The organism is Nocardia sp. CA-136227 (assembly GCF_050955695.1).
Lineage (GTDB): Bacteria > Actinomycetota > Actinomycetes > Mycobacteriales > Mycobacteriaceae > Nocardia.
This window is the reverse complement of record NZ_CP192081.1, coordinates 7,111,563-7,125,096: the sequence shown is the minus strand read 5'-3', so window position 1 is coordinate 7,125,096 and position 13,534 is coordinate 7,111,563. Positions and strand designations below refer to the sequence as shown.

Annotated in this window: 12 protein-coding genes; 7 read left to right on the top strand and 5 right to left on the bottom strand. The window is 70.0% G+C overall.

What is annotated here, in order from left to right; all coding sequences use genetic code 11:
* Positions 1-26: 26 nt before the first annotated feature.
* Positions 27-1,361 carry a phthiocerol/phthiodiolone dimycocerosyl transferase family protein gene (locus ACQP06_RS32960; RefSeq protein ID WP_433668826.1) on the top strand — a complete coding sequence of 445 codons (1,335 nt, stop codon included), beginning with the start codon at positions 27-29 and terminating at the stop codon, positions 1,359-1,361.
* On the opposite strand, the gene ACQP06_RS32955 is transcribed toward ACQP06_RS32960, so the two are convergent.
* The 5 genes from ACQP06_RS32955 to ACQP06_RS32935 form a co-directional block, all read right to left on the bottom strand.
* On the bottom strand, positions 1,335-2,918 hold the full coding sequence (locus tag ACQP06_RS32955) for a class I adenylate-forming enzyme family protein (RefSeq protein WP_433668825.1): 1,584 nt from the start codon (positions 2,916-2,918) through the stop codon (positions 1,335-1,337). The genes ACQP06_RS32960 and ACQP06_RS32955 overlap by 27 nt on opposite strands.
* A complete protein-coding gene (locus ACQP06_RS32950) occupies positions 2,915-3,667 on the bottom strand; it encodes a glycosyltransferase (RefSeq protein WP_433668823.1) in 753 nt (250 codons plus the stop codon). The genes ACQP06_RS32955 and ACQP06_RS32950 overlap by 4 nt, the downstream gene beginning before the upstream one ends.
* 30 nt (positions 3,668-3,697) lie before the next feature.
* Positions 3,698-4,579 carry a hypothetical protein gene (locus ACQP06_RS32945; protein WP_433668821.1) on the bottom strand — a complete coding sequence of 294 codons (882 nt, stop codon included), beginning with the start codon at positions 4,577-4,579 and terminating at the stop codon, positions 3,698-3,700.
* Positions 4,580-4,585: 6 nt separating this feature from the next.
* The gene (locus tag ACQP06_RS32940; protein WP_433668819.1) at positions 4,586-5,620 is read right to left on the bottom strand and encodes a 3-oxoacyl-ACP synthase III family protein; all 1,035 of its coding nucleotides are present in this window, start codon (positions 5,618-5,620) and stop codon (positions 4,586-4,588) included.
* Positions 5,621-5,764: 144 nt separating this feature from the next.
* Positions 5,765-6,499, bottom strand: coding sequence for an SDR family NAD(P)-dependent oxidoreductase (locus ACQP06_RS32935; RefSeq protein WP_357281898.1), 735 nt, complete (start codon positions 6,497-6,499; stop codon positions 5,765-5,767).
* A 109-nt stretch (positions 6,500-6,608) separates the two neighbouring features.
* Here ACQP06_RS32935 and ACQP06_RS32930 point away from each other — a divergent pair, with 109 nt between their 5' ends.
* The 6 genes from ACQP06_RS32930 (at position 6,609) to ACQP06_RS32905 (ending at position 13,521) form a co-directional block, all read left to right on the top strand.
* On the top strand, positions 6,609-7,433 hold the full coding sequence (locus tag ACQP06_RS32930; protein ID WP_433668817.1) for an alpha/beta fold hydrolase: 825 nt from the start codon (positions 6,609-6,611) through the stop codon (positions 7,431-7,433).
* Positions 7,434-7,531: 98 nt separating this feature from the next.
* Positions 7,532-8,899 carry a D-inositol-3-phosphate glycosyltransferase gene (gene mshA, locus ACQP06_RS32925; protein WP_433673501.1) on the top strand — a complete coding sequence of 456 codons (1,368 nt, stop codon included), beginning with the start codon at positions 7,532-7,534 and terminating at the stop codon, positions 8,897-8,899.
* A complete protein-coding gene (locus ACQP06_RS32920; RefSeq protein ID WP_433668815.1) occupies positions 8,896-9,474 on the top strand; it encodes a YbjN domain-containing protein in 579 nt (192 codons plus the stop codon). Before mshA ends, ACQP06_RS32920 begins: the two co-directional genes overlap by 4 nt.
* A 76-nt stretch (positions 9,475-9,550) precedes the next feature.
* A complete protein-coding gene (locus ACQP06_RS32915; protein WP_433668814.1) occupies positions 9,551-10,489 on the top strand; it encodes an ROK family protein in 939 nt (312 codons plus the stop codon).
* Positions 10,490-10,493: 4 nt separating this feature from the next.
* Positions 10,494-11,231: a phosphoglyceromutase gene (locus ACQP06_RS32910; RefSeq protein ID WP_433668812.1), complete on the top strand. Its 738-nt coding sequence runs from the start codon at positions 10,494-10,496 to the stop codon at positions 11,229-11,231.
* A gap of 241 nt (positions 11,232-11,472) precedes the next feature.
* The gene (locus ACQP06_RS32905) at positions 11,473-13,521 is read left to right on the top strand and encodes a CocE/NonD family hydrolase (protein ID WP_433668810.1); all 2,049 of its coding nucleotides are present in this window, start codon (positions 11,473-11,475) and stop codon (positions 13,519-13,521) included.
* Positions 13,522-13,534: the final 13 nt, after the last annotated feature.

Below are 13,534 nucleotides of genomic sequence, written 5' to 3'. Positions count from 1 at the left end.
GTTGCCGACCCGGATAGGGTCGGCGGGTGCGCGCGCTCAGCCCCTCCGAGCGATGGTTCTGGATCATCGACCGGTTGTCCCCGGCGAATTGCGGCGCGCGCATTCGCGTGCACGGGCCGATTCCGGCCGCCCGGCTGGAATCGGCCGCCGCCGCGCTGGTCGCGGAATATCCCTTGCTGCGCATGGGAATCGCGGACGACGCGGGTAGCCACCCGCGATGGCGGCCGCTGACCCGGCCGCGAATTCCGGTGCGACGGATCGAATCCCGCGATGCCGAGGCGTGGGTGCGCGAGCTCGACGCCGAATTGGCGGAGCCCTTCGACACCGCGGCGGGACTGGCGCGCATCACCGATATCGCCGTCGGCGTGGGCACCGACGGCGAATTCCACGACATCGTGCTCACGATCTCCCACATCGTCGCGGACGGGCGCTCCTTGATGGCGTTGCTGCGCAAGCTGATCGGCTACGCGGAGTCGGGCGGCGCCGGCGGGCCGGAGCGCCCGCCGGCCCCGGCCGCGGACGACCTGATCCCCCCGGCGGCCCGCGGTCTCTGGCGGTGGCTGCACACCACGGCCGCCGACCAGGTCACCGCGTTGGTCCAGCGCCCGCACCGACTTCCGGTAGTCGCGGCGCCGATCACCGACCGGCGAACCAGGGTGGTGCACCGCGTCCTCGACCGGGAGACCTCCGCGGCCTTGGTGACCGATTGCCGCCGAATCGGCGTCACCGTCCACGGCGTGCTGGCGGCGGCCGTCGCGGCGGCCGTCGGCGGCGCGGCGCTCGAGCAGATCGGCGCCCGCCGCGCGGCGACCGGGGTCGCGGCGGTGGGGTCGCCGGTCGACTTCCGGGCCGCGCTGCGGCCGGCTCCCGACGCGGACGAGGTGGGTGTGTACGCCCCGGTGCTGGTCGGGTTCGTGCCGTTCGGGCCGGGGGTTTCGCTGTGGGAGGCGGCGCGGTCGGCGAAGCGGCAGCTCGAGCGCGGGGTGCGGCAGGGGCGGCATCTGGCGACGGTGGCGGGGATGCGGTTCGGAACGCCGCGGGGGCTGGAATCCGGTGGGCGGCTGGCGGAAATGGTGGATCGGCGCGCGCCCTGGAATGTGTCGGTCACGAATCTGGGGCGGGTGGAGTTTCCGGAAAGGGCGGGGGCGTGGCGGCTTTCGGGGTTGCGGCTGGCCGCCACGAATTCGTGCGTGAGCGTGCTGACGGTCGCGATCACCACCGCGCACGAGGAAACGCACCTGGGGTTCTGTTACGCGGATCCGGTGTTGTCGCGGGTGCGGGCGGAGGCTTTCGCGGACGCGGTACTGACCGTGTTGGCGCGGCGGCCGGATCCGTCAGTGGCGTTGCAGGCGGGCGCGTAGTTCGGCGCGGTCGGGCTTGCTGGTGCGGCCGGCCACGGGGATCTCGTCGACCACGACGATGTCGTCGGGCAGCGCGGAAACGTCGATGAGGGCGGGTAATTCGCGGCGTAGGCGGGTCTCGACGTCGGTGGCGTGCGGCTCGGTGACGACGGCCAGCACGATGCGCTCGTCGCCGATCTCGTCGGGGATGCCGATCATGACGGCCTCGCGGACGCCCTCGACACCCACGATGGCCGGTTCGTACAGGCCCGGATAGATATTGGTCTTGCCGCGGATCATCATGTCCTTCTTGCGGCCCATCAGGACCAGGGTGCCGCCGTCGAAGCGGGCCAGGTCGCCGGTGGCGATCTCCTTCAGCGGGGGTTCGCCGAGGTAACCGCGGCACAGGTTGGGGCCGGAGAGGATGAGTTCGCCGTCGTCGGCGATGCGCGCGTCCACGCCCTCGCACGGGAAGCCGAGCGGGTCGCCCGCGCCCTCGAAGGCGAGTTTGTCGGCGCCGGAAGTGATTGCCACCGGCAGGATCTCGGTCATGCCGTAGACCGCCAGCAATTCGGTGCCGGGCAGGACCGCGCGGGCGCGGCGCAGCAGCGCGGTGGTGACGGGCGCGCCGCCGAGGGAGATCTCCTCGAGGTGGGCCGGCGCGGGCAGCCGCCCGGCCTCGACGGCGTCGAGGATGGTCGCCAGGTCGGCGGGGGTGAGGAAGGCGTGGGTGGCGCTGTCCGGGCTGCCCGCCGGGCCGAGGGTGCGGGCGAAGCCGAGCGGATCGACGTGGGTGCTGAAGCGGGGATAGCGCGGCATGGACCAGCGCGCCCCCTCCAGCACCGCGGGTAAGCCCATCATCAGCTGCTCGGTGTGCAGGTGCGAGCCGGGCATCAGGGTGGTGGCGCCCGCCACGGCGGCCAGGCCCGCGCCCAGCGAACCGCGGGTGTGCACCACGGCTTTCGGGTCGGCGGTGGTGCCGGAGGTGAAGACGATGAGCGCCTCGGCGTCGGGATCCTCGACGGGCGCGTCCACGGTGGCGCCGGTGGCGGGGCCGGACCAGCCGGGTTCGGAGCCGATCAGGTGGCCGAGCGGGATGGAGCCGCGCGGCGTTCCGGGTAGGCGCGGGCCGCTGTGGATGTGGCGCACCGGTAGCCGTCCGAATTCCGGTAGCGAGAGGCCGAGCCGGCGGCCGTATTTCTGGAGCGGCCCGCTCAGCAGGTAGAGCAGTGATTCGGTGGCGGCCCAGCCGGGTTTCACCAGTTCCAGTCGGCGCGCGAACAATTCGGGTCCGACGCCGGGGTCCACGAACACGATGCTGCCGCCCGCCGCGATCGTCCCGAACACCAGCACCACCGCGTCCACGCAGGGCCGGATGGAGAACAGCATCCGGTCGCCGGGCTCGAAGCCCTTGCTGTGCAGGCGTTTCACCACCAGGCGGATGCGGGCGTCGAGTTCGGCGAAACTCAGCGGCTGTTCGCCGATCATGCCGAGGGCGGGGGCGTCCGGAGTGCGCAGCACCTGCTCACGCAGCAGCGCGACGAAATCCTCGCCCGCGGACGGGTATCCAGATGTCACCGGATGTCCACCAGCTCCGGTTTGTAGCGGTGGTCGGCGTACCAGGCGAGGGTCTTGCGCACACCCCAGGCTTTCACGCGCCGATTCGACCCGTACACCCGCACGTCGCGCCGCAGCCCGTAGTCGGTGGTGAGCGTGCGGACGGCGTTCACCAGCGCCCGGTCCTCGTGCAGCTCCTCGATGGCGGTGCGCGGGAAGCCGCCCGCGGCCTCGTACAGTTCGGCGGTGATGGCCATATTGCAGCCGGGCGTCATGACGTAGGGGCCCAGGTAGCGCGGGTCCTGGTTGCCGGGCCGGAGTTTCCCGAACTGCGTGGCCAGCTCGAGGGCGACCCGGATGACGGTGCGGTCCAGCAGGCTCACGCCCTCGTCGGTGCGGGGGATGAGCTGACCGCTGACCAGGCGCAGCCCGGAGTCGAAGGCGGCCCGGATCCGCGCGGTCCAGTCGGGGGCGGGCAGGCAGTCGGCGTCGGTGCGGGCCAGGCGGATGGCCCCGGCCGCGATGGCGTGGCGCATGCCGGTGTCGGCGGCCGCGCCCGTGCCCTTGCGTTCCTCGGTGACGATCTCGATCCGCGGCTCGGGATGCGCGAGGGCGAAGTCGCGCACCACCTTCACGGTGGCGTCGGTGGAGTTGTTGTCCACCACCAGGACGGTGAAGTCCCGGTCCCGCTGCCGGGCGAGCGCCGCCAGGGTGGCGGTGATGCCGTGTTCCTCGTTGTAGGCGGGCACGATCACCCACAGGTCGTTCATGGCCCTCCTGGCGGAATTACGTACCGCGACTTACGGTTTCGGCAGGCGGTACGCGATGGCGGCGGCCGAGGGACCCGCCCCCGCGGCCACGAACAAGGCTACGTCGGCACGGTCGAGCCCGCCGCTGTCGCGGGCCGCCAGGAACGCGACGGGCAGGGCCGAGGTGTGGGCGTCGCCGTCGGTGTCGTCGGCGCTGACCGCCTCGGGGGCGATGCCCAGGCGCTCGGCGAGCCGGGCCGGGAAGTCGGGGGTGGGTCGCCCGCAGATCAGCGTCGTGCGGTCCAGCGGCGCGTCCGCCACTTCGAGGGCTTCGGTCGCGGCCGAGACCGCGTGGCGCAGGAGCGCTTCGACGTCGACGGGGCGGTGGACAGTGATGGAGGACCGACCGGTCGTCCCCATCTCCGGCAGTCGCACGAAACCCTCCGCCGCGGGCCGTCCGTCGGTGGCGCTGATGTGCAGCGCACCGAATCCGGCCGGGCCCGCCGCCTTCTCCAGCAGCATGGCCGCACCCACCGGCTTGATCGGGAAACCCGGCTGCGGCCGCGGCGATTTCGACGGGTGCGCGTCACCGGACACCAGCAGCACCTGGTGCACGGTCGGCGCCTCCAGCAGCGCCTGACTGACCTGGATGGCATTGAGAATGCCGCAGGCCCCGTTCATCAGGTCGAAGGACAGGCACGGCACATCGCCGCTGCGATACTCCAGCCCGATGCCCACCTGCTGCTGGATCAGCGCGGACATGGCCGGTTCCACCATGTTGGCGTCGCGGTAGACGCCGGTATTGATCAGCGCGTCGATCCGCTCGGGCGTGCTGCCCGCCTCCGCGATGGCGCGGCGTGCGGCCGCGGCCGCCTGCTCGATCGAACTGCCGCCACCGATTTCGGTGACGATGGAAGAAATCACGATTCCCATACCGCATCACACCCGCAGATCGCCGAGCGTCACCGACAGAAACCCGGCCACGACGCCGGAAGCCGCGGGGACCATCAGTACTTTCGCCCCGGACGCTATCCGCTGTTGTTTGAGCGCGTCGTGTAAAACCACGAAATGCGAGGTGGACGCGGTGTTGCCGTACCGATCCAGCACCATGAGCGCGGGCGGTATCGGGGCGTCGAATTCGCGTTCGGCGATCTTGGACACCAATTCCACCGCGGGCGCGCTGAATTGATGGTGGATCACGTGGTCGTAGCCCTCCGCCGCGAAATCGCTGCCCCGCGCGGCCAGGAAATCCCGCTGCCGGGTGGTCCACAGCAGATAGCGGGCCTCGTTGTGCATGGCCCGATTGTCGGTGTAGAGCGCGATTCCGGAACTGCGGTCGCTCGGCATGCCCAGGCACAGCTGTGCGAATCCGGCGCTGGTATTGAGCTCGACGTAGTCGATGCCCTCGTCGGCGGTGCCGTCGCCGTCCAGCACCACCGCGGCCGCGCCGTCGCCGACGGTCAGGGACGCGAACTGCGGATCGTATTTCTCCGACATCTCGCGCACCGCGGTATCGGAGATCGGGGTGATGTACTCGCCGGAGACCACCAGGCCGCGCCGCACCATTCCCGCGCGAATCATCCGGTCCAGCACCAGAACTCCGCTCATCATGCCCGCGCAGGCATTGGAGACGTCGAAATGGATGGCTCCGGTCGCGCCGAGTTCGTTGCGCAGCATGAGCGCGAACGAAGGTTCCACGCAGAAGTCGTCGCCGCGAATACGCGTGATGGAGCAGGAGATGACGACGTCCAGATCGGCGGCGTCGTAGCGGGAATTGTCGAGGGCGGTCCGGGCCGCGGCCATCGCCACGGTGAAGGAATCCTCGTCTTCGGCGCAGCGGCGGCGGTGCCGCACTCCGCTGATCCGCTCCAGGTCGATGGGGGAGTCGACGGCCAGCTGGGCCAGCAGCTCCGCGGTCGATATCTCGGTGGCGGGCAGGTACGACCCGACCGCCTCGATGCGTGATCTCACCATGTTCGCTCCAAGCCGCCCTCGATTGCGGGGGACGCTAGCAGCGGCCGGCGCGCGGATTCCGATTTTGAAGAATCCGTGATTCAGATCATGGGGCAGTGAACTGCGATGCGGCGCAACGTGACTGCGCCGCGCCGCGCACCCCGGTCAGGAACGACGCGCGAAACGGCCCGGTCCGGCCTGATCCCGCGGCGTCACCGTGATGGTGTCCAGATTGACGTGCGGCGGGCGGGACGCCACGAAACCCACCACCTCCGCGATGTCCTGCGCCACCAGCGGATCGATGCCCTGGTACACGCTCGCCGCGCGCTCGGCGTCACCCGCGAACCGCACCAGCGAGAACTCCGTCTCCACCGCGCCCGGCGCGATCTCGGTCAGCCGCACCGGCTGCCCGAGCAGCTCACCGCGCAGCGTCCGGTGCAGCACCGCCTGCGCGTGCTTGGCCGAGGTGTACCCGGACCCGTTGTCGTAGGCGTGGAAGGCGGCGATGGAGGTGATGGTGACGATCAGGCCGTCCCCGGAGGCGATCAGCTTGGGCAGCAGCGCCTTGGTGAGCCGCAGCGTGCCCAGCACATTGGTCTCCCACATCCAGCGCCAGTCGTCCAGATCGGCCTCGAGCACCGGGGCCAGGCCCTTCGCGCCACCGGCATTGTTGACCAGCACGTCGCACCGCTCGACCGCTTCGGTGAAGGCGCGCACCGACTCCTCGTCGGTCACGTCCAGGGCCAGCGGGGTGCCGCCGATCTCCTCGGCCAGCTTCTCCAGACGCTCGACCCGGCGTGCGCCCACGTACACGTGGTACCCCTGCTTGGCGAGTTCGCGGGCGGTTGCCTCGCCGATACCCGAACTGGCTCCGGTCACCACGGCGGTACGAGTGCTCATGGTTCTGAGCTTAGGCAAGGACCCTGGCCTGCGCCTTCCGGGCCCGCGCCCGCCGCGGGCGCCGTGGCGGGCGCGAGATCCCGGCGGCGCTGCCGGTTAGCCTCACTGCATGGCGATTCGGGAAGCAGTGAGCGCGGACGGCACGACCATCGTTTACCGGGTGACGGGTCCGGAAGGGGCGCGCCCGCTGGTGCTGCTGCACGGCTGGTCCGGGAATCTGCGCTGCTGGGGGCGGTCGGCCGACCTGCTCGCCGAGCAGTTCCGGGTGATCGCGGTGGACCTGCGCGGGCACGGCTACTCCGACGCCCCCGAGGCAGGCTACGACGACCCGAAGAACTGGGCCGCCGATATCGCCGCCGTATTCGCGGCCGAGGACATCACCTCCGGCGCGCTGCTGCTGGGCTGGTCCTACGGCGGCATCGTCGCCTCCGACTACCTCACCGCGCACGGCACCGCGGCCCTCGCGGGCGTCGTCTACACCGGTTCGCAGGCCAATATCGGCCGTGGCGTGCCCGGCGCGGAGACCGGGCCCGGCATGGCCAAGGCCATTCCGGACGTGTTCGACGAGAGCGCGGGCAAAGCCATGCGCGGTTTCGCCGCCTTCGGCAATGCCAATACCGGCCCCGGCCGGGACAAGGGCGTGGACGCCCAGCGGCTGTTCGGCGGCAGCATCGCCACCCCGCCCCGGGTCCGCAAGGCGCTGTTCTACCGGACGGTCGACAACACCGACACCCTGCGCGGCCTCGACATCCCCGTCCTGGTGCTGCACGGCACCGCCGACCCGGTGGTTCCCATCGAGAACGGCCGCCACATCGCGGCCTCCGCGCCCGACGTGCGGACCTCGTATTGGGAGGGCGCCCAGCACGGCCTGTTCATCGAGGATCCGGAGCGATTCGCCGCCGAAATCGCCGCTTTCGCACGAGACCTGCGGTGATAGCGGGATTGCATTCACGCTGACGAATATCCTTGTGAGTCAGGTCACTTGGGAAGGTAACCCGTGCATGGGGCGTTGTAACCCCCGTGCACACTGGAGTGGTGAGTCAACGCCCGGAGCTACGGCCCAATCGGATTGCCGTGCTATCGGTGCATACGTCACCCTTGGCGCAGCCCGGAACGGGCGACGCGGGCGGCATGAACGTCTACGTCCTGCAGACCGCCCTCGAACTCGCCCGCCGCGGCACCGAGGTGGAGATCTTCACCCGCGCCACCTCCTCCAATGACGAACCCGTCGTCGAGGCCGCGCCCGGCGTGCTGGTCCGCAATGTGGTCGCCGGACCCTTCGAGGGGCTCGACAAGTTCGACCTGCCCACCCAGCTGTGCCCCTTCGCCGCGGAGGTGCTGCGCACCGAGGCGCGCAACCTGCCCGGCCACTACGACCTGATCCACTCGCACTACTGGCTGTCCGGCCAGGTCGGATGGCTCGCGCGGGACCGCTGGCGGGTGCCGATGGTGCATACCGCGCACACCCTGGCCGCGGTCAAGAACGCCTTCCTGGCCGAGGGCGACTGCCCCGAGCCCGCGGTCCGCGAGATCGGCGAGAAGCAGATCGTCGCCGAGGCCGACCGGCTGGTCGCCAATACCGGCGAGGAGGCCCGCCAGCTCGTGGAGCTGTACGGCGCCGACCCCGAGCACATCGACGTGGTGCTGCCCGGCGCCGACCTGAGCCGCTACTTCCCCGGCGACAAGCTCGCCGCCCGCGCCGAGCTCGGCCTGCGCGCCGACGAGCGGATCGTCGCCTTCATCGGCCGCATCCAGCCGCTCAAGGCCCCCGACGTGCTGGTCCGCGCCGCCGCGCACCTGCTCGCCGAGGAGGCCGCGCAGCCGGTGCCGCCCGCCCGGCCGCTGCGCGTGGTGATCGTGGGCGGACCCTCCGGCAGCGGGCTGGAACGGCCCAACGCGCTCATCGAACTCGCTGCGGCCCTGGGCATCTCGGATCGCGTCACCTTCCTGCCGCCGCAGCCCGCGCACCGGCTGGTGCAGGTGTACCGCGCCGCCGACCTGGTCGCGGTGCCCAGCTACAACGAGTCTTTCGGCCTGGTCGCCATCGAGGCGCAGGCCAGCGGCACCCCGGTGCTGGCCGCCGACGTGGGCGGGCTCGGCACCGCCGTCCGCGACGGGGTCTCCGGTCTGCTGGTTCCCGGCCACCGCACCCCGGACTGGGCGGACGCGCTGCGCGGCATGCTCGAGGACCCGGTGCGGCTCGAACTCATGGGCGCGGCGGCCGTCGAGCACGCGGCCAACTTCTCCTGGGCGCACACCGCCGACGGGCTGCTGAACAGCTACTCGGCCGCGTTGTCGCAGGCTCGGGGCACTCGGGCGCGCGGTAGCCTGCATACCGACAGCAATCAGGCCAGATCGCAGTCGTTGTGGCGGCGGCGGACGGGAGCGGTACGCAGATGAGTGAGGTCGAGCGCGACTGGACGCCGCGCCCGCATGCCAGCAGCGGTGGTTTGAACGACGAAACCGCCCGGGCCACGGCACAACTCATCGACGACACGCTCCGGGACCGCGAGATCGAGTACTCGCGCGAGGCGCCCGACCTGTTCGCGGTGGTGCTGCCGGGCGAGCGCAAGCTCAAGACCGTCATCGGCGTCGGCGTCGGCAAGCACGGCGTGCGGATGGAGTCCTTCGTCTGCCGCAAGCCCGACGAGAACTTCGAGGGCGTCTACAAATTCCTGCTGCGCCGCAATCGCCGCCTGTACGGCGTGGCGTACACCATCGACCGGGTCGGCGACATCTACCTGGTCGGGCGCATGTCCAACGACCGCGTCACCTCTGACGAACTGGACCGTTGGTTCGGCCAGATCCTCGAAGCCGTCGACGCCGACTTCAATACCCTGCTCGAACTCGGCTTCGCCGAATCCATTCGCAAGGAATGGAAATGGCGGGTCTCGCGCGGCGAATCGCTCAAGAATCTGCGCGCCTTCGAACACCTCATCGAGGACGCCGACACGCTGCCCCGTATGCCAGGGTGAGAACTGATTTCGTGCCGGTCGGGGTAACTTGTCGGGGACGTCCACAATAGGTTCGGCTCACCACCGCAGGCACGCAATGCCAACTCGGACGCATCTGAGCCGTGCGCTGAAGTCTCGGAGAGGCGGGGGAGCCATGGTGGCGCTTGCGCTGGATATCGGAGCGACCAAATTCGCGGCAGCCCTGGTCGATTCGACCGGAATGCCCGAAAAACCCCAACGCGTCGACGTACCCGAATCCGGGGTGTGGGCGGCCTGCCGTGAATTACTCGGCGCCGTGGCCGCCGGGGAGACGGTGACCGCGGTCGGCATCGGGTCCGCGGGGCCGGTGGACGTCCCCGCCGGGGTGTGCGGTCCGCTCAATATCCCGGAATGGGCGGACGGCTTCCCCATCGTGGACGCGGTGCGGAAAGTGTTCCCCACGGCCGAGATTCGCTTCGCCCTCGACGGGGCCTGCCTGGCGCTGGCCGAACACCGGCTCGGCGCGGCGCGCGGCGCGGACAACGCGCTCTGCCTGACCGTGTCCTCGGGCATCGGCGGCGGGATCATCAGCGACGGCCGGGTCGTCATGGGCCGCACCGGCAATGCCGGGCACGTCGGCCACATCGTGGTGCCCGGCAACGAAGAGCCCTGCGCCTGCGGCGGATTCGGCTGCGTGGAGGCCGTCGGCAGCGGCAAGTCCGCGGTGCGCTGGGCCCGGCGGCAGGGGTGGGAGGGCGCGACCGGAGTGGAACTGGCCCAGGCCGCGCGCGATGGAGAGCCGCTCGCCAAGGAGGCGCTCGCCCGGGCCGGCACCGCCATCGGGACCGCCGTCGCCTCCGCGGCCGCGTTGCTCGACACCGATCTGGTCGTCATCGGCGGCGGCTTCGCGCAGTCCGGGGAGCCGCTGTGGCAGCCGCTGCGCGCGGCGGCGCTCGGCCACGCCCGCCTGCGCTTCCTGCGGGATCTGCGGGTCGTTCCCTCCGAACTCACTGATCAGGCCACCCTGCGGGGTGCGGCGCTGCTCGTGGGAGGATGACCCCATGACGTACACCCTCGTTTTGCTGCGCCACGGCGAGAGCGAATGGAATGCCCTCAACCTGTTCACCGGCTGGGTGGATGTTCGCCTCACCGACAAGGGTGTCGCGGAAGGCAAGCGTGCCGGCGAACTGCTCGCCGAGCACGGGATTCTGCCGGATATCGTCTACACCTCGCTGCTGCGCCGCGCGATCAGCACCGCCAACAACGCCCTCGACGCCTGCGACCGTCACTGGATTCCGGTGGTCCGCGACTGGCGTCTGAACGAGCGCCACTACGGCGCCCTGCAGGGCAAGAACAAGGCGGAGATCAAGGAGCAGTACGGCGAGGACCAGTTCATGCTGTGGCGCCGCAGCTACGACACCCCGCCGCCGCCGATCGAGGTCGACAGCGAGTACAGCCAGGACGGCGACCCGCGCTACGCGGGCATCGAGGTCCCCGCGACCGAGTGCCTCAAGGACGTCGTCGCCCGCATGGTCCCGTACTGGGAGGACACCATCGCGACCGATGTGCGCGCCGGCAAGACCGTTCTGGTTGCCGCGCACGGTAATTCGCTGCGCGCGCTGGTGAAGCACCTGGAGAACATCTCCGACGAGGACATCGCCGGGCTGAACATTCCGACCGGTATTCCGCTGAAGTACGAGCTCGACGAGAACCTGCGCCCGATCGGCGCCGGTGTCTACCTCGACCCGGAGGCCGCCGCGGCCGGCGCCGCCGCCGTCGCGAACCAGGGCGGAAAGTAGTTTCGCCCTGAAACACTCGAAATAATGCCCCGGTCAATCGGATTGGCCGGGGCATTATTGTCTCAGGATTCGACTGTGATACCCGTCACGCTACGTGACCGTAGGGTATTCCGGTGTCGCGCAAAATAATTTGCCGGGGGTTCGTGCATTCAAATCGGTACCTGTAACCAGGGTTTGCAACTTACTTTCCGGTAGATATGCTGCTGGTCGTTCGATATCCGCGAGAGGTAGATCACGTTCGATGAAGCACGCGCTACAGGCCACGGTTTTAGCCGCCACGGCCGCTCTGCTCCTGCCTTTGACCGGCATCACCGCCGATGCCATCACCCCGACCGGACCCGATGGCGGTGCCGCCGGCGCCGCCTGGACCGCCGCCGAGGACGGGCCGCAGCAGTACCCGAACGTCTTCATCGAATGGGACGTCCCGATCACCATGAGTGACGGCACCGTCCTCAAGGGCAACGTCTACCACCCGGCCGACGCCGCGGGCCGTCCCATCGACACCCCGACGCCGACCGTGCTGAACATGACGCCCTACACCAAGCTGGTGTCGAACGTCGCCGACAGCGCCTTCTCCATTCCGGGCCTGTCCGACGCGCTCCTGAATGTCTTCCGCAACATCCACCTCGACGGCACTCCGCTCACCGGCTTCGGTGAACTGCTGAACGCGGCGGGCAACGGCGAACTCCGCAACTTCTCCGTCGACCGCCAGCTCATCAAGTCCGGGTACACGCAGGTCGTCGTGGACGTGCGCGGCACCGGATTCTCGCAGGGCGAGTGGGACATGCTGCGCGGCCGCGAGCAGCAGGACACCGTCGAGACCATCGACTGGGCCTCCAAGCAGAGCTGGTCCAACGGCCGCATCGGCATGAGCGGGCTGTCCTACAGCGCCATCAACCAGGTGCAGGCCGCCGAGAAGCAGCCGCCCGCGCTGAAGGCCATCTTCCCGATCGTGCCCGGCAGCGACCTCATCGACGACGTGCTCGCGCCCGGCGGCGGCTTCGGCTTCAACTTCATCCCGCTGTGGCTCAGCGCCATCAACGGTCTCAAGTGGGTGCCGGACCTGGCCTCGATCGCCGCGGGCACCTTCGACTTCAAATGGCTGCAGGATCGCGTCAACGATCCCTTCGGCTACCTCGACGTGCTGATGTCGGCCTACACCTCCACCACCATGGAGAGCCTCGACCCGCGCGTGAAGGACATGCTCAACGGGTTCACCCAGGATCGCCAGGACTGGCTCGGCGATCCCAGCCGCATCCAGATCCCGACCTTCGTGACCGGCGGCTGGCACGACCTGTTCACCTACTCGGAATCCAAGATCTACAACCAGATTCCGCTGCCGCCCGGCCAGAAGCAGCTGCTCATGGGCAACACCTACCACGTCACCTCCGGTGCGGACGTCAACCGCGTCGGAGCCCCGCCGCGCCTGGACGTGCTGCAGCGCGCCTGGTTCGACAAGTGGCTCAAGGGCATCGACAACGGCATCGACGGCTACGGTCCGGTGACCCTCAAGACCCAGGGCGGCGGCTGGGACACCCAGGGCGGATTCGGGCCCACCGCACCGGCTTCCGAGGCCGCCGACTACCGGCGCATGTACCTCTCCGCGCAGCCCTCCGGCACCTCGAACAGCCTGCACGACGGCTCGCTCACCGCGGCCGCCAACGGTGACGGCGACCGGCTCACCGTCGCGCCCGGCCTGTCCACCGTCTGCTCCAACGACGCCGCCCAGGCCACCGCGGGCATCCTGAACCTGGTCGACGGCTGCTCCAAGGACTCCCGGATCGCCGAGACCAACGCGCTCACCTTCACCAGCGCGCCGGTCGCCGAGGCCACCACCATCTCGGGCCCGATCGCGGTGCACCTCAACACCGTTCAGGACGCCGCCGACGGCTACTGGACCGTCACCGTCAACGACGTCGCTCCCGACGGCCAGTCCACCGTGCTGACCTCCGGCGAGCTCATGGCCTCGCTGCGCCAGGTCGACGAGGACCGCAGCAGCCGCTCCCCGAACGGCGACTACACCGACCCGCGCGCCTTCACCTCGCTGGACAAGCGCCAGGAGACCGTGCCCGGCGAGGCCACCACCCTCGACATCGCCCTCGGCGGCACCCAGGCCGTCCTGCAGCCGGGCCACCGCCTGCGCGTGGACGTGTTCGCGGGCAACTTCCCCAAGGGCCTGCCCATCCTCCCGATGCTCATCGACACCGGTCTGAAGCCGCAGCATCTGCAGCTCGACCCGGCCCGTCCGAGCTTCGTGAACATCCCGGTCCGCGGCAACACCGGCTGGTGACACCGCCCTACCG